This is a genomic window from Calothrix sp. PCC 6303 (assembly GCF_000317435.1).
Lineage (GTDB): Bacteria > Cyanobacteriota > Cyanobacteriia > Cyanobacteriales > Nostocaceae > PCC-6303.
The window spans coordinates 5,420,718-5,443,597 of record NC_019751.1 but is presented as its reverse complement, the minus strand read 5'-3'; the positions used below and the strand labels follow the sequence as shown (position 1 = coordinate 5,443,597).

Here is a 22,880-nt window from a genome sequence, read left to right as displayed (position 1 = left end):
TTATGCAATCTTCTATTAATCATAAATTACCAAACTTAAAAGTTATTGATCTTTTTGCGGGGTGCGGAGGTTTATCACTTGGGTTTCAAAATGCAGGATTTAAAATTGTTGGAGCTTTTGAAAATTGGAACCCAGCTATTGAAGTTTACAAAAAAAACTTTTCTCACCCCATATATAATTATGATTTAAGTAATTTAAAAGGTGATGATAAACTTTTCCAAAATATCGATTTTGATATGATAATTGGTGGACCTCCTTGTCAAGACTTTTCCAGTGCAGGCAAAAGGAATGAAGATTTAGGTAGAGGAGATTTGAGTATATCTTTTGCAGAAATAGTCATATCAAATCGTCCAAAGTGGTTTCTGATGGAAAATGTTGAAGGATATAAAAAAACTCAGAAATATTCTCAAATAGTTAATATGTTTAGAGCTAATAGCTATGGTTTAACAGAAACTATAATTAAAGCTAGCCTTTGTGGTGTTCCTCAAAATAGAAAAAGGTATATTTGTATTGGAAAGTTAGATGGCGATGATGATGAATTGCTTCCATATATCACTAAAAATCTTTCTCAAACACCAATGACTATCAGAGACTATTTCGGAGATAGTTTAGGAGTCCAATATTATTATAGGCATCCCAGAAGTTATAAAAGAAGAGGAATTTTTAGTATAGATGAACCAAGTCCAACGATTAGGGGAGTAAATAGACCAATACCAAAAACATATAAGCTACATTCAGGTGATCTTTGTCCAGTGACTGAAAAGCTACGTCCCCTGACAACTATTGAAAGAAGTAGAATTCAAACATTTACTGAAGATTTTATTTTTGATGATAAGAATCAATCTAAGACCAATTTAGAACAAATGATTGGCAATGCAGTACCAGTAAAATTAGCTGAGTACATTGCTAATTCTATAGCTGAATATATTCAAAGTGATTCTATGTACCAACTAAAAGAAAAACAGCTAGCGTTGCAATCCTAACTTGTAATATTATGTATGGAACATGTAAGAAGTTGTTAGCTAAAGTAATCTCAATCCCACAAAGATTCCAGTTAATGTACAAGGCATCTGTACAAAGATGCCATAAACCCCAAGCTAAATATTAGAAGGTAATGATTCGGCAACACCTGGATTATCATGATTAGCAACATTTAGCGAATCTAACACCTCTAAAATTTCCCTTTCAAAGGCAACTTGGGCACGATTGGTTTTACCACCTACATATAACCGATTATTTGCCTGCAATGCCCAAACTTGGGAATGAGAAAAATAACTCATGACTAAGCCAGCCATGAGACAGGCAAAGCCAGTATAAACTAAGGGTATACCGGGGTCTGATTTAATTTGTAAACCTGTACTTCCAACTACATCAAGAATTTTCAAAGTAACACCGTTAACTTTGGTTGACATACCTGTACGGACGGTATCAACTAATTGTCCCTTTGAATCATAAATAAAAACTGTTCCCTGTAAATCCTTTGCCAGCAGAGATACACCTTCACTTAAATCTGGTTTGGTAGGAATCCAAGTTCCCCAAAGTTTTCCTTTACCGTTGGTTTCCAAAGGTGCCATGGGTAACTGGAAAATGGGACTATTATTGACACGAACATTTGCTGATGAAATTCCCCAATCAGTTTGATAGAAGGTAATACCATGATAACGTAATGGTTGATTGACGAAAATGGTTTGACGATCAACTTCTTGACCTTGGGAATTTATCACTGACATATCAGAGTAGAACTGATCGATTCCCCCAGTAGCAGTGTAATCGATCCAGAAGCGGTTAACTTTCACCGACCAATCTTGGGGAACTTGTTTGGCTGCAAAAGGTCCAGCGTCGATGATATTTTTAACTTGGAAGCTTTCCCCACTAGGAACCATTTCTTGAGCCATAAATCCAGTCATTGCCCCCCAAATAGAACCTAACAAGGTGACAACAATGCCGATGTGGACAATGATGGGACCAATTTTACCAATGATACCTTTACGGGCATAGAGGGTGTTGTTTTCGTCTTGGAAAACTTTATAACTCCGCTTTTGGAGGATTTGATTCAGAGTTTGTAAAGAATTTGGACTCAGGTTATCTTCATTAAATTCTGCGCTGAGTGCCAGTTTTTGGAACTGTCGAGATTTATTGTAGAATTTCCACTTTTGTGCAGCTTTGAGTGCAGGTAACTGACGAGTGAAAGTACAAGCTGTGAGACTAGTACCAAATAATATTAGTAGCGCTAAAAACCACCAAGTTCGGTAAACTTCGTTTAAACCGATGATTTGAATTACCTTCCAGGTGAGAAAACCAAACAAAGCTGGACTTTCCGGGTAATTAGCCTGGTAAAAAGCTGCTGATTGTCCTTGTTCAATTACAGTTCCACTAATACTGAACACTGCAATCACTAATAGCAGAATGATTGCCAAGCGTAGATCTGTTAAAACTGGGAGGAAATCTTGTTTAAGCGATCGCGTTATCAGTGAAAGCCAGTTTAATTCTTTTTCGGTGGAGTTATCAATAGTCATTTAATCTAGTTTTAATTTTTAATTTAAATCAGGGTTTTCCAAAAAATCGGCTTAAAATTTCAAATTTTCCAAAGGAATCCGGGAAAGTAGCGAAAATAGCCCAAATCCCACCAACATCACCCCACTCACAGGGTTAATCCAACTTGACCAGCGACGCAATTCTAGTAACTTCTTTATTGAAGCAGTAAATGTCCCCGCTAAGATCAGCGGTGCCACATAACCCAAGGTGTAGCTGAGTAACAAAACTCCACCCAAAACCAAATCTTTTTGAGTTGCTACCCATCCCAACAAACTCGCTAAAACAGGTGTGCTACAGGGTGAAGCCACTAAACCAAAGCTTAAACCAATACAGTAAGCACGGAAACCTGAAGGTAAGTTTGGGGAAATCCAATCAGTACCACCAAATGATGGTAACTGTAGGGGTAAAGCTTCCAGCAAATTCAACCCCATCAAAATCGCCAAAACACTCACAATAATTGGTAAACCGATTCCCACCTGTCCATATACTTTCCCAAAACCAGCGGCAAAAATACCTAAAACCGCCAAAGTAGTAGCTAAACCCAGGGAAAACCAAGTTGATTGTGCTGCTGCTTGCCAACGACTTTTAGCTTCATACCCACCAATATAACCAATGGTGATGGGCAGCATCGACAGCATACAAGGTGTGAGACTAGTTAACAAACCAGCCAGGAATATCACACCGATACTCACAAAACTTAGATGGGTAAGCTGACTAGCGACAATTCTATCGGCAAAATGTTCAAGTTGATAAAGTTGGGTTTGCAGAGTTTCCAGCATGGATGTTAGTTGAATGGGGAGGCTTGCTCTGCTTGAATTTTAGCGTATTTTCGCGGCTGATTACTTTTAGCTGTTATATATGCATTAATTAGCTTATTTGTCAAATATTAGTTTAAACCAAGGTTATTAATACTATAAAACCAGCCTTGAACTGAATATGCGATCGCATACCTGATCCGTTTGACTATATATTACAAACAGATGATGAAAACTAAAGGTTTTTATACAGGAAATTTTAATAAATTCAGTGTTATATATTGGTTAAATGCTACCTTAACTATGCTATCCAATGGATATAACGACGCGCATCGCCAACATTATTGAAAAGCGGAAACCCCTAGTACATAAACTTGAAGGGGTAGAAGGGAACTTAAAAACACTTTCTGCTGCTCTACACCAACTTGAGGAGCGTCGTAACTATCTTTCAACTCAACTTGGTAATTCAGATATTACTGGAAAGCTTAGGGGGATTAATTTTGATCCCATTCAATTAGCGATCGCATCTGAGCTAACAGCCTTAATTAAGCTGAAAAACCGTTTTTCCCGCGATACCCTCAATATTGGAGTTATCGGACGTGCAAGACAGGGAAAAAGCCGTCTTTTACAAAGCTTAACAGGATTAAGTACAGCAGAAATTCCTGATGGCGATCGCCAGCATTGTACGGGAGTTCGTAGTACTATTTATCATGAACCTAATGTGGATGCTTATGGTGAGGTGTGGTTTCATTCCGAGCGTTCATTTTTAGATGAAGTAATAACCCCTTACTATGAAACACTTCGTTTGGGTGCAAAACCTCTGACTGTAGAAGAATTTGCAAATAAACCCTTGCCAACATTGCCTCAAGATATTCCTGGTTACGCAGAACCGGGAGCTATGTATGAACATTTAAAGCGATACCATTCTCAGTTCAGCCAATATCGTCATCTTTTAAGAGAAATTTCTCCTAGAAGAATTCAAAAACATCAAATTCGGGAATATGTAGCGCAAGATACAACCGATGGCAAAAGAATTTTCTTCAATTATTTAGCAGTTAAAGAAGTCAAAATTATATGTACATTTCCAAATTCTAATGTTGGCAAAATTGCCTTAGTTGACATGCCAGGATTAGGTGATACAGGTCTTGGGGATGAAGATAAACTAATCAAAGCATTAGGAAAAGATATTGATTTTGTTTTATTTGTCAGAATGCCTAAATCATCTGGAGATTATTGGGCAGATGTGGATGTTAAGTTATACGATGCTGCTCGTTCAGCTTTAGTTGAGTTACCCATTAATTTATGGTCATTTTTAGTACTTAATCAAACTAACTCTGAATCTAATAATGGGGATAATTTTAAAAATTGCCAGGATTTATTTGAGACAATCGCCGAAAAATATATTCAAGTCGAAAAATCTTTAATTACTAACTGCGCTAATAGCCAAGACACTAGCCAACTATTAGATACAATTTTAAACTACTTAACTAATAATATTGATGCACTTGATCAAAAATATTCCAGTACCTGTCAACAGCGATTACAGAACATTTATGAATCTGTTCATGCTGCTTTGAGCAAAGCCAAAACACTTTTACCAAAAGATTCAGAAGATGATTATCTAGAAACCGAAGAACTTTTCAGCGAACTCTTTGGAAATAATGAGAGCGGTTGGTGGAAGGATATTGCTTTAGGACTTCAGGAATTGAGAGTACAACTTTGGTATCAAAGACAAGTACCTGATGAAGAATTATATGAAGGAGTAATTGCCGCAATTGAAAGTTGTGAACAAGACAAAGGTATTATCTCATCAGATAATGCCCTACAAGAAATTAATAATCGCGTCATGATTAGTAGCGCATTTAGGGCTTATCCAGACTATCAAGATGAACTCAGAGTCTTAATTGCCCATAGATTTTTAACCTTAGATGACAACCTCAAACGGGTAGTTGAATTCGCCAAAAATCAAGTGGTAGATGTTTTGCAAAATCAAGGTAAATTAGCTACTTTAAGCCAAGCTAAAGGCTCAGATTTTTTTACTGAAATAGGCAATATTATTCCCGAACGTTTAGCAAAACTAAAAGCTGGATTCCACATTTTAGCAAACTTTCAGTTATCCTATCGTGGCTTAATTCTTCCTCGTATTCGCCAACACTTAGATGGGTTAACTAATATTAGTCCAATGACAGGACAATTTGGACAAGTTTTAGAACAGCCAGATAAAACCCTTGCCGTTTCTAAAGACACAACTGCTGAAGATATTTTAATGGCTTTGGAAATTGACTATGACAAAGCAATTAATACTATCAAACCTGCTTTAGAAGAACTGCTATGCGAACCCAATGAAGCTGTGTATGCGATGGTAGAAGAATTTATTGATAATGTCATCCGTCAAAAAGATATTCAGAAAGAATGGAGAAACTTTTTAAGGGGAGTTCGTGGAAAAATCTGGTCTGATATTTTTAGTAAAAATGAACAGGATAGACAGATGCGAGAAGAATGGATGAAAGCAGTTAATCAAGTGATGTTAGCAAACCAACTTGAATATTTTTATTTTGTTCAATAGTAAATAATCAGTAGTAAATATCATGAATGGAAGCGAAGAACTGAAAATTATGATGGTTGCTTTAAGAGGAATTGGGAAAACCAGTCTTTTAGCCGCAATGCATGAGGAATTTAATAAAACATTTGAGCGTGCTAATCTGCAAACATGGGTGGATGATACGAATAGCTTACGTGCAATCGAAGAATGTAAATCTATCCTCAAAAACATAGATCCACGTTTGAAAAAGCAAGTTACCCCAACGCAACCTAAAGAAAATCCCTGGAACGATCAAGGTTTTTACTTTGAAATTGGAAGTAGCGGCAAAAAATTCATGAAGTTGAGGTTTACTGATCCTTCTGGTGAGTACTTTAATCCCGACGCAGCACCCGAACAAAAGGACTACATCAAACAGCAATTAAATCAATGTGATGCCTTAGTTATTCCTATCGACACTACTGCATTAATGCAAAAAAAGACAGGTCGAGTTAGTTATGGAGAACTGGGAACTTGGCATGAGGAAAAAAATAATTCTCAGCGGATTACTCAGTTATTAAAAGATACTTTTTCTCATGTAGATTCACCTCGTCTAGTAATTTTAGCTCCCATTAAATGCGAAGCATATACAAGAACCAGTGCAGATGCTGAAAGCTTACTATACCATTTGAAAACAGGCTATAGCGAATTACTAGATTTTTTTAAATCAGATTCATTAATTAACAAGGTTGCTGTAGTTGTAACACCAGTACAAACCATTGGGAATATAACTTTTTCTCATTACAAAACTGATGAAAATAACTTTACTAAGTTCTACTACCACAAAACTCCAATAAATGCTCCCTATCAACCAAAAGATGGAGAACAACCACTTCGGTATATCTTACTATTTCTCATTAATGTTTTTTTAGAAAATAAGAAATTGATTTTGCAACAAGAAAAAGAAAATTTAGAAAAACTTGAAACTACCCTATATGCAGAGAAAGATAAATTAGAACAAGCAAAAAAAGAATTTGAAGAAAAACAAAAACTATTAAATCAGCGTAATAATCTGTGGTGGATATTCAGAGAAATTGCTAACTTTATTGATGATAGAGAAACTCCTGTGAATGTAGCCAAAGAGCAAGTTGATCAAAAACAAGTTGGTGTACAAGAAATACAAACAAATTTTCAATCAACCTTGCTAAAAGTTCAAGCAACTCAAGAACAGATAAATGCTTTTAATAATGCTTTATTTAGATTTGCCATTGGTTCTAAAAATAGTGACGGCTTTGCGATTCTTCAAGGACACAGATGGTTAGAAATTCCTCAATCTATTTTTTAGTTAATTAATAAATAAGGATGAGCAAATTATGAATAATTTTGAAATTTACGTAAAAACTTCTGCACTGGGAAAGACAGGCATTCATTGGCGTAAGATTGAGAGCAAAGAATATCAACCTATAGAAAAACCTAGTTTAATTCAACGCCAAGTTATCAAAGGTAACAATAATCAAGTTGCAATTGTTAATGACTTAATTGATGAAGTCAAACCATCTTTGCTCCTCTTCAGAGATCAAAAGACAAATAAACTATTACTGGAAGTCACAGGTATTGAATCACATCAACGTTCTGAAAAATTAGGACGGAAAGTTTTAAATACTATAGTTTGGATAACTGATAATTTACCAGAGAATGAAAAAGTTTTTGGGACTTCCAGAAAATAAACTATTCCATTGGAAATAATGATAATCATTTTAAAGGGGGATGAAGGGGCTGCCGACGGCAGCCCCTTCATCCCCCTTTTGTAGTAATTTGAATAATGACTGAGTTTTTGAGTGTAGCAACTGGTGACTATAGTATTAACTGATTCTCTGAAAAAGTTGTTCATTGAAACTGCATCTCAATTAAAAGGTGCAGAAAAGCGTAGATTTATGGCTTCGACAGTTCAAAGCTTAGGTTTAGGAGGGCAAAGACTTGCACAATCAGAATTAGGATGGAATCGAGACACAATTCGCAAAGGAACAAGAGAATTAAAAAGCGGTATTACTTGTGTTGATAACATGAGTGGCAAAGGACGTTACAAAGCAGAAGAACATCTGCCAAATCTTTTAGAAGATATCAAAAAAATAGTTGACTTCTATAGTCAAACCGATCCGAGTTTTAAAAGTCAAAGACTATATACTAGACTCAGTGCAGCCGAAGTTAGAAAGCAATTAATCGAAAAGTCTGGTTATAGTGATGAAAAGTTACATACATCAGAAACAATTCGAGTCAAATTAAATAATTTAGGTTATAAGCTCAGAAGGGTAAAGAAAGTTCAGCCTCAAAAAAAATCCCACAAACTGATGCAATCTTTGAGCAATTAGATGTAGTAAATAAAGATGCAGATGAAGATAAGAGTGTTTTACGTCTAAGCATGGACGGAAAAGCCTGTGTTAAGATCGGCTCATTTGACCGAGGGGGTAAAAGCCGGGATGGGGTGAAAGCATCAGACCATGATTATAATCCGAAAACAACTGTAACTCCTTATGGAATATTTCTTCCAGAGCTTGACGAGTTATTTTTGTACTTTACAGAATCGAAAGTTACAAGTGATTTTATCGTTGATATTCTAGAAGATTTTTGGTCTTGTGAAAAGCATCGTTTTTCTGAAGTTAAAACACTACTTCTGAATCAAGATAATGGTCCGCAGAATAGTTCGCGGCGTACCCAATTTATGAAACGTATAGTAGAGTTTGCTCACAAACATCAAGTAAATATACGTTTAGCTTATTATCCTCCCTATCATAGTAAATACAATCCAATAGAAAGGACATGGGCAGTACTAGAAAATCATTGGAATGGGAGTATTTTAGATGAACTAGAAACGGCTTTAAATTTTGCTAGCACTATGAAATGGAACGGGAAACATCCAGTCGTTAAGCTAGTACACGAAACTTATGAGAATGGGGTAAAGCTTACAAAAAAAGCTATGGCTCAAATCGAAAAACAGATTGAGCGGCTAACCGATTCTAATCATGAAGTTTTCCCAAATTTAGGTAATTGGTTTATTGATATTTGTTGTAGTAAAACAAACGTGATTTCATTTTAATAGCAACATTTATTTAGCGGCAAAATATCCCTTATTTACACTGTTTAACTTCAAATAACAAGTGTATAGACTCTTATGCATAAATGAGGGGGAGAAAAGGGCTTGCCGACGGCAAACCCTTTTCTCCCCCTCAAAATGATTATCATTCTTTAAATCAACCTGTCTTTTCCTTTTTTTGGAATAATTTATTCTTTGGAAGTCCCTTTAGGAAAATTGCTTATAGTGCAATTCAGCACATTTTAGAAAAAGATTTAAGTTTCTCTAAAATGATAGGAGAATCAATTGACTTTTTTGAATTGGAAGAGTTTCGAGTTGATTTAGATAAAATTAATCAATTTATTCACGAAATAAAATCACTTAATTATCTTGAATACAACCATGTAGAATCTCATCAAGAATATCAAGTAGGAATTAAATCAACTGAAAAGTTAGAAAAACTAGCTGAGGAAATACGAAATAACCCTTTACCAAAAGATTGGACTAGTTGGGATGAAAGTACAAAAACCGATGGTGTCCTGGTTGTAGTTACAGACAATTTAGAGAAACGAACTATTCTCCATGAATCAGGCGTTTGGAGAGGTTTTGCATCTAATGTAAAGGAACCAGAAAAAAAAACGCAAACCTCGGATACTACGGAAAATTCAACAACAGAGAAAGAGAAACCTCCAATTACTTCAACAGCAAAGAAACCTCCAATAAATTATCCCCAGAAATGGAGAATTCAAGTAGTTATATTATTAATAATAGCAGCAACAATAACAACTCTGATATTTCTCAGTATTCAATATCTGGTCGAACCTCAACAAATGTTACAACCCCAAATTCAAAAACAACAGATTCTACAACCTCAACCCCAACCAACGAAAACTCCACAAAATCAATCTCCACAGAAGAAGACTTTGGAGACTCCAGCACAGAAAGTTATAAAACCTCAACCGATATAGTGACTTCAGCCTCTTCTGAAATAAATAGCATATCTCAAGTTACAAGAGGTTCTATAGACTCTAATTCAATAAGTTCAAATAAACGAGAAGCTAATTTTTTACAGATATTAACTACTCATGAAAAGGCTAGGCAATTGACATATTTGATGTCTCAACTAAATATAAAAAATAATACAAATTTATCTAATATTGTCAAATTTGTAAAATATAATGAATCTAATGTTAATTCTTTGCAAGAAGATTATTATGGTGAGTTAATAACTGAAAGCTATCAAAACTATAGGAAGCTGCTTTCAAGAGTGAAAGAGCGTGATTATAGTGTAGAGCTGAATCCATTAGATATTTTATCAATTATTAACCCTGATAACATCTCATCAATAGATACAAAAAAAAATTCAATTGAAGAATTGACGCAAATACTAGATATTTTTACTCATTTATCATTACCCGAACAAAAAAATATCATTAGTATTGTAAAGTTTATATACTGCTATAAAGTAATATATCAGTTAGATCAAGGAGGAGTTTTTTGGAGACCCATAACTGATGTTTTGAGACATTACTCTCATAAGAACTGGGAAATTTATAATGAGTTAGTTAATCAAGTTAAAATTTTAGTTAATAGTGGATGCATCTAGCATTTTATTTAATATAGTTTCAGACCGAGAAAATATTCGTAGCGACTGTCTTAGTTGTCAAGTGCGATCGCAAAAAAAAGTTGACGCAACTGGAGAACGCTTCGCTAGATTCGGTGGTGTCAGGTAGGGGCAGCAAGACCTTGAGTTGGTGGTATAAATAGTCTTACCCCCACCTGACACTCCGCTGTGCCACCGAATCTTCTCCAGTTGCTGAACCACTCGTAGGGCAATAAATGAAATGAGCATAAACATGAATGATTTGGCAAAAATAATCATGGTCAAATAAGGGCATGAAAAATGAATGATCAAGCCAGAAAAAAACTAGGATTAATTAGCTATTACAATTAGTTGGGAAAAGAGCTTTTAAGTTGTTTGTAAATTATCTTGTGCAGCAGACCAAGGTTTACTTTCCCGAACCATAGCATTCAAAATAACTAACATTTTATGAACACAGGCTGTAATCGCTAATTTCTTTGGCTTACCACGTTCAACAAGACGGTCATAAAAAGCCTTGATAATTGGGTTATGACGTATTGCAACCAAAGCACCCATATAAAGAGTTGCACGAACATGAGCACGACCACCATTAATCATACGTTTACCTTTATGTTGTCCACTATCATGATTAATTGGAGCAACACCTACTAAACGCGATATTTGTTTGGAAGTTAATTGACCAAGTTCTGGTAAATCAGAAACTAGAGTTGTAGAAATAACTTTACCAATGCCAGGAGTAGTTTTGAGCAAATTAGCTTTATCAATCCATTGTTGGTTGTTTTGGGTTAGTTGCTCAATTTCTTGATTTAGTTTCTCCAGACGTTCATCAAGGTGTTTTATATGCTCCTCCACATCGAGCAATGCTTTACCACGAGCGCGAGCACTTCGGTTTTTTTCAGCAGTTTGCATCTCGACTAATTGTCTTCTTCGACTAATTAATTCTGAGAGTTGACGTGCAGATTCAGATTCAATTGCCAATATTTGGGGCTTCATTGCTTCCCCAAAGTGCGCTAATATTTGTGCATCAATAGCGTCAGTTTTGGCTAATTTTCCTGTGGCTTTGGCAAAATCTCGTCCTTGGCGTGGATTAATTAATGCAACTGGTAAAAGTGCTGCTTGTAGTTGAATTATAAGTTCAGTTTCTAACCCACCTGTGGCTTCAATTACGATTATATTTAAATCGTATGATAATAGTTGTTCAACTAAATCTACTATTCCTGACTCAGTATTTGCGACCTTTAATGCTTTCCCAATTGGACGGATGTAAACATCAAGTGTCGCTTTACTTACGTCGATGCCTATCCACTGAGAGGTATTTTCCATTTTTGTTGCTCTCAAAAATTATAATCTACCCTGCTTTTAATTCATCCCCTTGATTTCACTCATCCTTGCCCGATGCGGACTGTATACTTTAAAATCAGTGTTTAAAGCTTTGACCCTGGCGACTGTTCGAGTTCTGTCATGGAGATTATTGTAGTGACCCATGCTACAAAGCGGTCTATTATGACCTAGGTTGGGACGGTCTACTACTATTTCTAAGATACAAGGTTGGGTGTGGGCTTTGCGGAACCCAACACCCAACGCTGACAATCATGTTTTTGAACTGGTGCAAGTTATAGAAGAATTCTAATTAGGGTCTGCTGAAAAAGGCTACAAAGCGAATCTAGATGCCACACAGCTTGAATAATCTTGCTTTTGGAGGTCAGATCCAAAATTCGCCCCGTGATTTTCCGCCAAAGTGCATGGTTTTTGAGCCTCTAAATCCCATAACCTTGCACTTGTTTGCCTCAAAAATGATTAAAACCCTTATTTGGCAAAGGTTATAGCTTTAATCAGCAAGCCCTAATTAATGCATTTAAGAATATGGATTAAATAAAATATAACTCTTGATTGTGTAGATTATTGATGTTTGGTTACGCGATCGCGTAACCAAACTTACGAAGAATTGTATATTAATAAATCTTCATTCCTCAATACTTGTTTTTAAGATTACACCAGAACGATTGTGATAATATCGTAAACTCTATCACCTTTAAACTTTCTGCTTTGCCGATGGTACAATCCGTAACCAACTCAAACCAGCATCAATATCCCTCAAAATCTGAAAATCTTCATCTGGTAAAAAACCCACGTTTTCCCCAGGTTTACTTGACAAAAAAGCAAAAGCTTCTCTAAATTCCTTCGATTCTATTTGAATTGGTGCAGCTAAATGACAGGGAATAATTTGCTGAAAATCCCAACTTGCAACCTTTTCAACCCAATTGAGAGTTTCTTGGGGTGCACGATTCAAAATTAGACTTTGTAAAACTGGTGCTACCAATAAGCGTCCATTTCCCCGCAATTTCTCAAATGATTCTAACCAACCATCTTTCCACTTGAAGGGATATAAACCAAAATAGTTCTCTTTGCTTGGATTTGGGGCTTTCTTCGCTTCCCCAAAAACCTGTCCCCAAGCTGGTACTTCTAAGGTACTGGGTTGGAAATACATGGCAAATAAAGCGATACGTTGCCATCCACGACGACGATTAACTGGGTTATCTACAATTGCCTCGGTGGCGCTATCCCTGGCGTGAAATAATAATGGATATGGTTCAATTTGAATAATTTCTGGTGCTTCTGCGGGGATGGAAACAACAGAATCTGTAACTAGTAATGTTTTTGATGATTTATGTAAGAATGCAACTTCGGCAAACTTGCCGAGACGTAAATCAATTGTATCCAAGATGGCGTAATCAAACTCTTTACCAAAGGGGGCTTTATTGCTATCTGCTGGTAGTATTTTTGTCCGCTTTGCAGGTAAACCCAACCAACTCAGGGGTAAATTTACCGGAAAACTCCATTGATTTGGAGTCACAAATACCTCTGCGGAGGGGAAGCATCTGGAAAAAGGACCAACAAAAACTTTGTGTTCTAAGCCGGAAATTGTGGGCAGGATAATATATTTAACACTTCCATACTCTGCTACTAATTCATTGATTAGCTCGATACACTCTTTAGTTGGTGCTACAGGCGCATAAACTAACAAACCACCTGCCTCTAGTCTGACAACAGTCATCCTAACTGGCACCACTACATAGAAAATACCTTGAAGTTGGTCAAAAGTCCAAATGGTATCTTTGATTACTTCTTTCCGAATTGTCCTTCGTCTGCTGTATGGGTAAATTGGCAGTGCATACCAAAACCGCCAAAAAAAATCTTTTTGGTCTTTTGGGTCTGCTAACTCTAGTTTAGTAATATTTTGATGGTCATCCACTGTAAAATCTCTCCAAATTCCCAGCCAATTTTCAAATTACCTCTATTTGAACACCCAGGAAGTGGACTTTAGTAGATGACAGAGTTATTTGAAAGTTCACAGAATTGCAGTCGCCATGCTATTTTTTGGAAATTTGCATGGCTTAGTCTGCTTATCTAGCGTGTACGGAATTTTCTGCGGCGTTGTTTTTGCTTCGCTACAGCTTTACGTTTACGTTTTTCTAAGGGTGTTTCAAAGTGACGGTGCTTTTTAATGTCAGGAAAAATCTCTGCCTTGGAAACTTGCCGCTTGAAGCGGCGTAAGGCGGACTCAATCCCCTCATTTTCACCGACAATGATTTGAGTCATTATATCTCCTAATAAATTGATCAAATTAAGGGGTTAAAGAAATGCAAATAACAAGAAGTACAAGTATTTTCGCAATTTCCAATTCTACCTTGTTTTTACACTTACAAGGTACTACTTCAGCAAATGCTACTTAACTACAATATAAAAACATCTTAGTTAACTAGTATTTAAAAAAGGCAGATTTTACTGTCTGCCTGAAGACCTGAGAGTATAGTGTGGATCATGAACCTGAGAGTCTAGAAACGACGGTTATATCCACCACCGCCACCGCCTTCGTTGCGACGGTTGCCGCCACCAAAAGAACCGCTGTCGGATTTCGGCTTGGCTTTATTTACCTTCAAGCTACGTCCCATCCATTCAGCACCGTCTAAAGCTTCAATTGCCGCTGTTTCTTCTGTTTCGGCTTCCATCTCTACAAAAGCAAATCCCCTGGGTCTACCAGTTTCACGATCTACTGGCATTTGAACTCTTTTAACATTTCCGTACTCGGCGAAAACACGTTTGAGGTCTTCTTCTTCTACCTCATAAGACAAATTACCAACATAAATCGACATATGACATCTCCAGGCTCAGTGGGTATACAGATTTGCATCCGGAGAGGTCTGCTGTATCATAAAATTCAAATAAAAACAAACGTTACCACCGAATCCAATCTTTTCATAGATACCTTAGCATAGATTGCCAAATCTGTGTTGTAAAGCTTGGTAGAGAAAGCCTCTCATTCCCATTGCGAAGCTTCCCCTAACTTAGTGAAGTCTGGTAAGTAGAGAATTGTTAAGTAATAATTTGTGGTTCCCTTAAAGTCTATTGTAGCGGTTATTTGAGCTTTAAGTAGGTAGAGATAAGTAAGGCAAGGGATGTAATTAACTGTAAATTTAACTCAAAGTCTTCTTACAAACCCTAACAGGAGGCGGAGCTTCAAAGTCAGGGTTCCCAGGCAGAGCCTGGGAACCAGTCGATTACAGAAAAATTGTCGAAATTACATCAAAGTCAACAGCCTCGCTACAGCCACCCCAAATGTTTGTACTTACCTCAACTGCCAACTGCCAACTGCCTATTGCCTGATCATAGAATAACGACAATTTTCAACACGCACCTACCTAGCAGCTTTACTGTGTTCTGAAGTAAGTGTATGATGGAGGGTAATAGGAAGGGGAGTAGCTAATTGGCAAGTTTAGAACTTTGCCATTAATTCTGGGTCAACATACTGGCGATGAGCCTGGTTCAGATAGCATTCAAAAGATTTAGTTGTGAGTTAGTTTACTAATTAGCAACTGGTTAATAGTTGCCAGCGAGACCTTCACTAAGAACACACGGAAAACGTGTGAAGCTTGGTGAGGTGTTTTGTTCTCCATCAAGCTTCACACCGCTACAGAAATGAGAGGGGCTTGAGGTGGATTTAACAGCTTTTACTGCGGGTTTATCACTAATTACGGTTTCGGAATTGGGTGATAAGACCTTTTTCATTGCGATGTATTTGGCAATGAAGCATTCTCGGAGTTTGGTTTTTTCTGCTGCTACGGCAGCTTTAGCGGCGATGACGATTTTGTCGGTTGCGATGGGACGAATAGCTTCGTTTTTACCATTACCTGCGAATTTACTCCACCATGCTGAAATTGCTTTATTTTTAGGATTTGGGGTGAAGCTAATCTATGATGCGGCACGGATGCCTAAAGCTATTAGTTGCGATGATGTTTTAGAAGAAGCAAAGGAAGCCGTTGATAAATTAGAGGCTGAAAATATCAAAAAAAATAGTCCTTGGGCAATTTGGTTAGAAGGGTTTATTTTAACCTTTGTGGCTGAGTGGGGCGATCGCACGCAACTGGCAACCATATCTCTAGCGATCAAATATCACCCACTTGGGGTTTCAGTGGGAGCGATTTTAGGACATGCGATCTGTGCTGCGATCGCAGTCACCTGCGGCAAGCTGATTTGCGGTAGAATTTCCGAACGCCAACTGACTTTTATCGGTGGATGTTTGTTTATTTTATTTGGGATTTTGGCGATATTTGAAAAATAGTGAGAAAATAGCGAGTTTCCAGCACACTATGGTGCCTGAGTTGGGCTTGGGGAAGCCGTAGGACTGGGGGAAGGCTGCTCCGTGGCAGTTTTGTTGATTTCGTCTTTGTATTGGGCTGGGGCTAAAGCAGCGGCATTAGAGAATAGAGGTTTTGCTTCCTCCATTTTTCCCTGATCCTTCAACACTAGAGCTTTTGCCCAAATCGGGCGATGATCTTTGGGTGCGCTTTTGATAGCTTGATCATAGATATCAAAAGCCTTTCCATACCGCTTTTGTTCGGCATGGATATTCCCCATGAGAACTTGAATTGCTACAGTATCAACTGTACCGGGTTCCAGTTTGTTAATTTGAGGTGCTTTGGTGAGGGTATCTTGGAGAACCCCAAGAGCAGCTTCAGGTTTTTTCTGAGTCATCAACAACCCTACCATTGCTTGGAGTGCTTCCATATTACCCGGCTTAGTTTCCAAGACATTGCGGAGGGCTTGAGTAGCTCCTTCCTTGTCACCTATTTGCTGTTTTGCCTGTGATAGTAATACTGCATATTTAGTTTCTTCTGGGTCAAGTTTTGCCAACTTTTCCAATGGTTCGATCACATCTTGGATTTTACCCTGTTTGAGACTGAGCAACTGTAACCTAGCTTGTAGTAAACCTTTGAGAGCAGTTTGATTTTCTGGCTCTTTTTGTAAAACCGATTCATAACCTCTGGCTTCATCTTGCAGCTTGGTTTTAATGGCTTCGGGAGATGAATTATTTTTGCCACTATCGGTAGTATTATTTGCGGAACTTTGGGAATCTCCCATGGCACCACTGAACAGAGGAACCAAAGACACAGCAGCAAAACCAAAAATACTGAGTATCAAAACAACATTAACAATCCAACTACGTTTTTGAGACACAAGACTTTCCTTAACTCTCATAATATTATCATTGACTAAAAGCGGGAGAAAGCGCGAGGTAGGGGATAAGGGTAAATTATTGAAGACAAAATTGGGACGATTATTTCCCTGAAACCTTGCTCCTAAGCGAAGCCTGCAACCTGCGAGTTTTCACTGAAAAACCGAAAAATTTGCAAAACTTTGCGGAATCCCGCACTCAGCCTGTGAACTTTATAACAAAACCATAACCAATATCAAAGCTATTAGTAACTTTGGGAGGAATCCTCAGAATTCTAACTGTGGTATGCTTCCGAAATTGCTTTAAAGACGCTAAATTACACACAAGACTGTACATACGTGAAACTTCGCGTTTTCAGTATCACACAAGGTACGCTGGAAGCGTAGTGTGGAAAAGAAATATACTTTCACCAGTCACACAAACGCTATTTTCAGTTACCTTTGTTAAGTCCCATAATTGGGATGTATCTCCGCCGCAAGGAGTTTTATGAATTCCGACCTGATGCCTTCGCCTGAATCTTCCAATTCCAATCCGTCTAAGCAAGCAGAAACTAGAACAGAGGCAACTGCTAATGTTCCTAGTCCAAAAATGCCAATCCGAGAGAAATCGCCTGTTATCCAAAGCGAGACTCCGGATGATGCTAGCTTGGTGAATCGTCAACAGCCGATTCCACCACCAAGTGAGCCAATGCAATATCGAGCCATCGGTTTAGTCCGAGGTCGCTATGTTGCAAGTGAAGAACAATTTACCCAAGGTGCCCTTGTCACTGGGGACAATGTTGAACTCAATGCCGTTCTTTTGGGACGGATCATGAGTTTGGTGAAAAATCACCTGGATCTTGAAAAAGAACACTTGTGGGTTGTTTACCCCCGGACTCGCCAAGAAAACGATAAATTGCATATGCAAATTGTCGGTGTTTGGGAGCCGGAAAACCTGGCTAAAAATTCAACTACTGATGATGAAGCAGCCGATGCTGAATCGGCACAGACTGAATTGGTACCTTCTTCGGAAGTTACCGATGGTGTTTTTTCTGTGCGGGGTGAGATTGTTTATCAATCCCTGGACACAGATAGCTTTGTGATCAAAATCAAGCAAGCACCTCGGAAAACAGACGACAAACCCAAGTATTTCAAGCTGAAAATTAAAGGTAAGCTGGAATCTAGGGCTGTAGGTAAGTTCTGGGACTTGCAAGCCAAGCGTGAAGGTGAGGATTTAGTGGTCGAACGCAGTGAAGCGATCGCTGAATTACCTAAAAAACGCCGACCGCCTTTCAAAGGTGGTGGTGCTGGTGGTAGAAGACCTTATAACAGGGCTTCTAGTTCTGCTGGTGGACCGCCTAGAAAGCCCTTCCGCAGACCTGCAAATGGTGAGATACCCCTACCTGTTAAACGCAGTAGCGGTGATGCTCCTGCCCCGTCTCGTCCTGCACCCACAAGCCCAGTTCCCAAACCTGTAATTAAACCGCGTCCAAAAACAGATGAGTAGGGAATTTAGGATCGAATCCTAAAATTCCGTCCAACGGTCTTGTGGTAAAAATGACCGCTCGACTGAGATTGGCGCTACTGCTTCGGTTAATGTAAACTCGCCTTTGGCAATCCATTGTTTTAACTCTAAGGCTACTTGTCTAGAGAAAAGCATACTTGCCAGAGGCGCTGTGCGTATTGCCCTACCTTCGATGGAAATGCGTCCTGATTTGAGTTGAGCATAGCTAACTAAGCCAAATGTGGGACGGACACGGCGAGGAATGGAAAAATCAACGATTGGGGCAACAATCTCTGAATCTTGGACTGCACAGCGGGCAATGACTTCTTCGTTTAGCACGGGTATGGGTATCCCCACACCTAGCATGAGGGAGGGTCCATAGTTTTTGAAGTAGCAACCTCTAACCCAATGAGGATCCATTTGTTTTGCGTCTCCAATTAGGGCTAAGGTTGCCGCTGGACCAATTGGTGTCCGATTGGGAAGGCGTTTTTGCAGTGGAAAGTGTTGTGTCCCTTCCCAGGCAATATAGCCGATGCTGCCACCAAGGAAAATTTTTGTGCCGATACCAATTGCTTGTAAATCGGGGTCGTTGAATAGGGGAGAAATGGCTCCGGGGTTGGAGTAGACTGCATTTCCTAAACGTGGTTGCAGTAGACCCAGGTAAGTATATAGTGTGCGATCGCCTCCGTTCACACCGACGATAAAGTTTTGATACAGGTTTCGCGGATTGAATAGGTAAAATTGATTGATTGTTTCCCGTGTGATGGTGGTTTCAAATGTCGCTCTGGGATAACAATCGGTTACTTGTCCGAGCGCCCGTAATTGTACTGGCTTCCCGGCAATTAAGTCTTCAATTACATGACCACCACCACGTTCTCTGACTTCTTCCCCGTCCTGTGCTTCTACGGGGCAACTGGCACCGATGTATAAATCGACAGCACCAAATCCCGAATAAATCGGGACTCCATCCAGCCAACCGCGACGGATTTTGATGGGTGGGTCAGTGTGACCGAGGTTAATTATGGCACCACTTGATTCCATTGGTTCAAAGGTTCCAGCGGTGACAACATCAACCTCTTTGGCAAGTTTGGCAACACCTTCTTCAGCGACTCGGGCTTTGAGTTCTTCGACAGTGACGACGACAGCACGTTGATGAGTGATTTTATCGTTTATTTCGGCAAGCGATCGCATAGGAGGCAGGGGGGAGTGGGGCAGGGGAAGTAGGGAGGCAGGGGAGGCAGGAGAGATAGGGGAGGCAGGGGAAGCAGGGGAGGCAGGGGAGGCAGGGGGGAAAAAAGCTGGTTAATTATTGGGGGGAATTGGGAGGGTAAGTTGTTGCAACCAATCGATGATTTCGGGGTTAACTAGGTTTGGTGCTTCATCGTGGGGGCAATGTCCAGCGTTGGGAATGGGGACAATTTTGATATTCTTGCCTTCATTTTCTGCTTCTGCAAATATTTTGGCACCGCTAATTGGTGTCCAGGGGTCTTTTTCTCCCCAAAGTAATAAAAGTGGTTGTGTCACCCTCGGTAGTAATTCTTCTGGAGTTTTGCCTGGGGGTGCGGTGAGGATGGAAGCGAAGACTTTTTGGGCACCAGGATCACAGGATGGTTGGTAAATTAGTTCTACTAACTCGTCTGTGACGGCAGTGCGATCGCTATACACTTGAAATAGGGTACGACGAATTTGCGGTTTTTGGCGAATGCGATTAAAGACAAATGTCCCTACTGTTTGACTATTCACCAATTTATTAAAGGCTGACATTACCAAGCGTAGGGGTGGATTTAACTCATGGGGACGATGGTTTAAACCTCCCGCACAGTTAATTAAAACACCACCAGCGGAAATTTTTGGATGTTCTGCCAAGACTGTTAAACTAATCAAAGCACCAATGGAGTTACCAATAAATACTGTTGGTTCTTGGATAAATTCACTCCAAAAATCCTTGAGCAGTTCTACCCAAACATCCACACTGTAGTTGATTAGTGCTTTATCTGAGCCACCAAAACCCAGTAAATCGATAGCAAACACCCGATAACCAGCAGCAGCTAAAACTGGAATATTTTTCCGCCAATGTCCAATGGAAGCACCAAAACCGTGAATCAGTACCAAGGGTTTTCCTTCACCCAGGACGGTATACTGGATTTTATGACCTTTCCAAGTCCAAAATTGCTTTTCAAAAGTATTTGGTGTTGATAGTTGTTGAGTAATCACAGCTTTGCTTTTTATGTGACCTGAAGTATTTTGTTTATTCTAAATGATATTAAGGAAGCGAGAGAAGACGCGTGTCGTTGCACGTCCTACTGTGACTTGACAGATCCATTTTTGATATTATGATTTGACATATCATATAATTCACGTATCGGGAAAGGAATTTTGATTCCTTCTTTTTGAAAGCGTCGATGTAGTTTCTTGATAAAAATATGTCTTGCTAGGCGTTGATCGAAAAATTCGTTGACTCGGATATATACTTTAAAATCAATACTAAAGTCGCCAAAATTTTGAAACCGAATAAATGGGATAGTTTCAATTAATTCTGGTGCCACTTCTTCAACTACTTCTTTTGCTACTTCTACCGTTACTTGTTCAACATGCTCTAAATCACTTTCATAGTCAACACCCACATTTACAGTTAGGGTGACTTCTTTAGCGGGAAGATGGTAGTTGGTAAAAATTGCCGAAGCTAATTTGGAGTTGGGAACAATAATGATGTTGTTGGATAATTCTTTAATCGTGGTGTTGCGCCAATTGATATCTGTAATATATCCTTCATGGGCGGCATCAAGTTTAATATAGTCTCCAGTTCTAATTTGTTTAGAAATAAGCAGATAAAATCCAGAAAAGAGATTTTCTAATGTATCTTTTAGCGCCAAACCAACAGCTAATCCACTAATTCCCAAAGTAGTAATAATTGGTGTTATCTCTACACCCAGAGTCTGCAGAAGAATTAGTGTTCCTAAAACTAAAACTGTCGTTTTGGCGATGTTGGAAAATAGCGAAGCTGGGAGATTTGCCGATTTACGAATATATAAACTTACAAACCCAGCACTCAAACGTGCAAGTACCAAAGTCACCGAATATAGAAAAATGGCTGTAACAATCTTCTTGAGAGTTAAAGCAATCTCTGGTTGAAAACCAGGATAACTAATAATTGCCCCATATAAACCAGCTAAAGCAAACCAAAGAAAAGTCATCCTGTGGAGTGCAGTAAAAATAATTTGACTACCAGGAATTTTTTTTCGGGTAATAATTTCTTTGAATCTGCTGTAGATGATGGTGTCACCAACAATTCCTCCTAATAGTCCTAAGAGGCAAAAGACAATGGGCAAAATAAATTGAAGTTGTTCTGTCATGATTACGAAAATATAGGGAGTCAGAAAACGCAAAATCGAAAGTTACAGAATATAGGGTGAGTTAGACTATGCAAAGATTTGATAGTTCGAGTAAATGGTAATTTGCCGTAACACACCAATTTAATTTGTGGATTATGACGCGTTTAAATTTTATTTTAAATTGAGATTTGTTAGTATATTTATCGGTAATATCGCAGTAATATATGCATGTTGCACAAATCGTATCTGTTATTTATAAATGCATTATCAACAGTTATACCAATTTATCCATTTTTAGGATAACAGGAAATGGTTATTGTTTGAGTGTTATGCTTAAATTAGCAAAATAATAAACAGCTTCAAATTATGGTATTAGATGGTTTTGGAGAATTGATTTGAATATTTTATAGTTAGTTTATATGCTGATTTGAGCTAAATATGATTCACAAGATTTAGAGATTTTTCTATAATTTCGAGATCTAAGAAGCAATTACAACCCACATTCCGCACATCAAGTTGAAGTATAAAAAGATTACAAGTCAGGAAAAAGTAAAAACTCAGGATGATGAAGAAATAAAATGCTGAATGAATATACTTTTAAAAATAAATAATCAAATACAAAAAAATGACCCAGGCTTGTGATAAATCTTTGACAAAACGAATAATTTAATCAGCGGTATATTGATCGTTTTTGATCTGCGGAGATCGTAAATTTGTATGGATAACTAAAAAACTTAATTTTACGGTAACGCAAGAATGAGGGTTTCAGCCTAGGCTGTTGACTCTGTGACTTTTTCGGGATTTCATTCATGCAAAAAACGTGGATAGTCACGATGGCTAAAAGCTTGATTTTGATAGGGTTTTAACGAGATATTAAACGCCACGAACAAAAGTACCAAAAATCGCCCAATTTTCAACAAAGTCAACAGCCTAGTTTCAGCCTGAAAACTGGTAGTACGTATGAACGCGTTGAAAGGACTACAATTTATGACCTAACGGCTTCCGCACCATAAGTAATACCAACAGGAAAAGGATAAAAAGTTTAATTAGTAGAAATATAATCAAATACAG

At 38.3% G+C, this 22,880-nt stretch carries 20 protein-coding genes; 10 read left to right on the top strand and 10 right to left on the bottom strand.

What is annotated here, in order from left to right; all coding sequences use genetic code 11:
• The first annotated feature begins 2 nt into the window (after window positions 1-2).
• The gene (locus CAL6303_RS22025; RefSeq protein WP_015200040.1) at window positions 3-983 is read left to right on the top strand and encodes a DNA cytosine methyltransferase; all 981 of its coding nucleotides are present in this window, start codon (window positions 3-5) and stop codon (window positions 981-983) included.
• A gap of 114 nt (window positions 984-1,097) precedes the next feature.
• Here CAL6303_RS22025 and CAL6303_RS22020 read toward each other — a convergent pair whose 3' ends face one another.
• Window positions 1,098-2,516, bottom strand: a complete 1,419-nt coding sequence (locus CAL6303_RS22020) for a cytochrome c biogenesis protein (RefSeq protein WP_015200039.1) — start codon at window positions 2,514-2,516, stop codon at window positions 1,098-1,100.
• A 51-nt stretch (window positions 2,517-2,567) separates the two neighbouring features.
• The gene (locus CAL6303_RS22015; protein ID WP_015200038.1) at window positions 2,568-3,314 is read right to left on the bottom strand and encodes a cytochrome c biogenesis protein CcdA; all 747 of its coding nucleotides are present in this window, start codon (window positions 3,312-3,314) and stop codon (window positions 2,568-2,570) included.
• A gap of 289 nt (window positions 3,315-3,603) precedes the next feature.
• Between CAL6303_RS22015 and CAL6303_RS22010 the strand changes: the two genes are divergently transcribed.
• The 7 genes from CAL6303_RS22010 to CAL6303_RS30880 all read left to right on the top strand — a co-directional run bounded on the left by CAL6303_RS22010 (window position 3,604) and on the right by CAL6303_RS30880 (window position 10,611).
• A complete protein-coding gene (locus tag CAL6303_RS22010) occupies window positions 3,604-5,856 on the top strand; it encodes a hypothetical protein (RefSeq protein WP_015200037.1) in 2,253 nt (750 codons plus the stop codon).
• A gap of 22 nt (window positions 5,857-5,878) precedes the next feature.
• Entirely contained in the window at window positions 5,879-7,153 is a 1,275-nt protein-coding gene (locus tag CAL6303_RS22005) for a TRAFAC clade GTPase domain-containing protein (protein ID WP_015200036.1), read from the top strand.
• A gap of 28 nt (window positions 7,154-7,181) precedes the next feature.
• Window positions 7,182-7,535: a hypothetical protein gene (locus CAL6303_RS22000; protein WP_015200035.1), complete on the top strand. Its 354-nt coding sequence runs from the start codon at window positions 7,182-7,184 to the stop codon at window positions 7,533-7,535.
• 129 nt (window positions 7,536-7,664) lie between these two features.
• Window positions 7,665-8,902, top strand: a protein-coding gene (locus CAL6303_RS29485) for an ISAzo13 family transposase (RefSeq protein ID WP_085953333.1) whose coding sequence is annotated in 2 segments (ribosomal slippage) — window positions 7,665-8,145 and window positions 8,145-8,902 — 1,239 coding nt in all. Because the reading frame shifts where the segments join, the coding sequence is not laid out codon by codon here.
• Between the two features lie 266 nt (window positions 8,903-9,168).
• Window positions 9,169-9,846, top strand: a complete 678-nt coding sequence (locus CAL6303_RS21985; RefSeq protein ID WP_144051073.1) for a hypothetical protein — start codon at window positions 9,169-9,171, stop codon at window positions 9,844-9,846.
• Window positions 9,846-10,484 (top strand): hypothetical protein, encoded by a 639-nt coding sequence (locus CAL6303_RS21980; RefSeq protein ID WP_015200033.1) that lies wholly within the window; start codon window positions 9,846-9,848, stop codon window positions 10,482-10,484. The genes CAL6303_RS21985 and CAL6303_RS21980 overlap by 1 nt, the downstream gene beginning before the upstream one ends.
• On the top strand, window positions 10,471-10,611 hold the full coding sequence (locus tag CAL6303_RS30880; RefSeq protein ID WP_203225936.1) for a hypothetical protein: 141 nt from the start codon (window positions 10,471-10,473) through the stop codon (window positions 10,609-10,611). The genes CAL6303_RS21980 and CAL6303_RS30880 overlap by 14 nt, the downstream gene beginning before the upstream one ends.
• 236 nt (window positions 10,612-10,847) lie before the next feature.
• Here CAL6303_RS30880 and CAL6303_RS30875 read toward each other — a convergent pair whose 3' ends face one another.
• The 4 genes from CAL6303_RS30875 to CAL6303_RS21960 all read right to left on the bottom strand — a co-directional run bounded on the left by CAL6303_RS30875 (window position 10,848) and on the right by CAL6303_RS21960 (window position 14,635).
• Entirely contained in the window at window positions 10,848-11,804 is a 957-nt protein-coding gene (locus tag CAL6303_RS30875; protein ID WP_015200032.1) for an IS110 family transposase, read from the bottom strand.
• Window positions 11,805-12,513: 709 nt separating this feature from the next.
• Entirely contained in the window at window positions 12,514-13,734 is a 1,221-nt protein-coding gene (locus CAL6303_RS21970; RefSeq protein ID WP_015200031.1) for a DUF4336 domain-containing protein, read from the bottom strand.
• 155 nt (window positions 13,735-13,889) lie between these two features.
• Window positions 13,890-14,081, bottom strand: coding sequence for a 30S ribosomal protein S21 (gene rpsU, locus CAL6303_RS21965; RefSeq protein ID WP_015200030.1), 192 nt, complete (start codon window positions 14,079-14,081; stop codon window positions 13,890-13,892).
• 236 nt (window positions 14,082-14,317) lie between these two features.
• Window positions 14,318-14,635 carry an RNA recognition motif domain-containing protein gene (locus CAL6303_RS21960; RefSeq protein WP_015200029.1) on the bottom strand — a complete coding sequence of 106 codons (318 nt, stop codon included), beginning with the start codon at window positions 14,633-14,635 and terminating at the stop codon, window positions 14,318-14,320.
• Window positions 14,636-15,474: 839 nt separating this feature from the next.
• Between CAL6303_RS21960 and CAL6303_RS21955 the strand changes: the two genes are divergently transcribed.
• Window positions 15,475-16,101, top strand: a complete 627-nt coding sequence (locus CAL6303_RS21955; protein ID WP_015200028.1) for a TMEM165/GDT1 family protein — start codon at window positions 15,475-15,477, stop codon at window positions 16,099-16,101.
• Between the two features lie 26 nt (window positions 16,102-16,127).
• On the opposite strand, the gene CAL6303_RS21950 is transcribed toward CAL6303_RS21955, so the two are convergent.
• Complete coding sequence (locus tag CAL6303_RS21950; protein ID WP_041739851.1) at window positions 16,128-16,997, bottom strand: tetratricopeptide repeat protein; 870 nt, start codon at window positions 16,995-16,997, stop codon at window positions 16,128-16,130.
• Between the two features lie 484 nt (window positions 16,998-17,481).
• Between CAL6303_RS21950 and CAL6303_RS21945 the strand changes: the two genes are divergently transcribed.
• On the top strand, window positions 17,482-18,480 hold the full coding sequence (locus CAL6303_RS21945; protein ID WP_015200026.1) for a hypothetical protein: 999 nt from the start codon (window positions 17,482-17,484) through the stop codon (window positions 18,478-18,480).
• Window positions 18,481-18,498: 18 nt separating this feature from the next.
• Here CAL6303_RS21945 and CAL6303_RS21940 read toward each other — a convergent pair whose 3' ends face one another.
• The 3 genes from CAL6303_RS21940 to CAL6303_RS21930 form a co-directional block, all read right to left on the bottom strand.
• Complete coding sequence (locus CAL6303_RS21940) at window positions 18,499-19,668, bottom strand: homocysteine biosynthesis protein (protein WP_015200025.1); 1,170 nt, start codon at window positions 19,666-19,668, stop codon at window positions 18,499-18,501.
• 111 nt (window positions 19,669-19,779) lie between these two features.
• A complete protein-coding gene (locus tag CAL6303_RS21935) occupies window positions 19,780-20,691 on the bottom strand; it encodes an alpha/beta fold hydrolase (RefSeq protein ID WP_015200024.1) in 912 nt (303 codons plus the stop codon).
• A gap of 86 nt (window positions 20,692-20,777) precedes the next feature.
• A complete protein-coding gene (locus tag CAL6303_RS21930) occupies window positions 20,778-21,830 on the bottom strand; it encodes a mechanosensitive ion channel family protein (RefSeq protein ID WP_015200023.1) in 1,053 nt (350 codons plus the stop codon).
• Window positions 21,831-22,880 lie beyond the last annotated feature (1,050 nt).

Excerpts from the sequence above, each read along its gene's own strand:
- CAL6303_RS22025 (WP_015200040.1), top strand. The coding sequence starts at position 3 with ATGCAATCTTCTATTAATCATAAATTACCAAACTTAAAAGTTATTGAT.
- CAL6303_RS22020 (WP_015200039.1), bottom strand. The coding sequence starts at position 2,516 with ATGACTATTGATAACTCCACCGAAAAAGAATTAAACTGGCTTTCACTG.
- CAL6303_RS22015 (WP_015200038.1), bottom strand. The coding sequence starts at position 3,314 with ATGCTGGAAACTCTGCAAACCCAACTTTATCAACTTGAACATTTTGCC.
- CAL6303_RS22010 (WP_015200037.1), top strand. The coding sequence starts at position 3,604 with ATGGATATAACGACGCGCATCGCCAACATTATTGAAAAGCGGAAACCC.
- CAL6303_RS22005 (WP_015200036.1), top strand. The coding sequence starts at position 5,879 with ATGAATGGAAGCGAAGAACTGAAAATTATGATGGTTGCTTTAAGAGGA.
- CAL6303_RS22000 (WP_015200035.1), top strand. The coding sequence starts at position 7,182 with ATGAATAATTTTGAAATTTACGTAAAAACTTCTGCACTGGGAAAGACA.
- CAL6303_RS21985 (WP_144051073.1), top strand. The coding sequence starts at position 9,169 with ATGATAGGAGAATCAATTGACTTTTTTGAATTGGAAGAGTTTCGAGTT.
- CAL6303_RS30875 (WP_015200032.1), bottom strand. The coding sequence starts at position 11,804 with ATGGAAAATACCTCTCAGTGGATAGGCATCGACGTAAGTAAAGCGACA.
- rpsU (WP_015200030.1), bottom strand. The coding sequence starts at position 14,081 with ATGACTCAAATCATTGTCGGTGAAAATGAGGGGATTGAGTCCGCCTTA.
- CAL6303_RS21960 (WP_015200029.1), bottom strand. The coding sequence starts at position 14,635 with ATGTCGATTTATGTTGGTAATTTGTCTTATGAGGTAGAAGAAGAAGAC.
- CAL6303_RS21945 (WP_015200026.1), top strand. The coding sequence starts at position 17,482 with ATGAATTCCGACCTGATGCCTTCGCCTGAATCTTCCAATTCCAATCCG.
- CAL6303_RS21940 (WP_015200025.1), bottom strand. The coding sequence starts at position 19,668 with ATGCGATCGCTTGCCGAAATAAACGATAAAATCACTCATCAACGTGCT.
- CAL6303_RS21930 (WP_015200023.1), bottom strand. The coding sequence starts at position 21,830 with ATGACAGAACAACTTCAATTTATTTTGCCCATTGTCTTTTGCCTCTTA.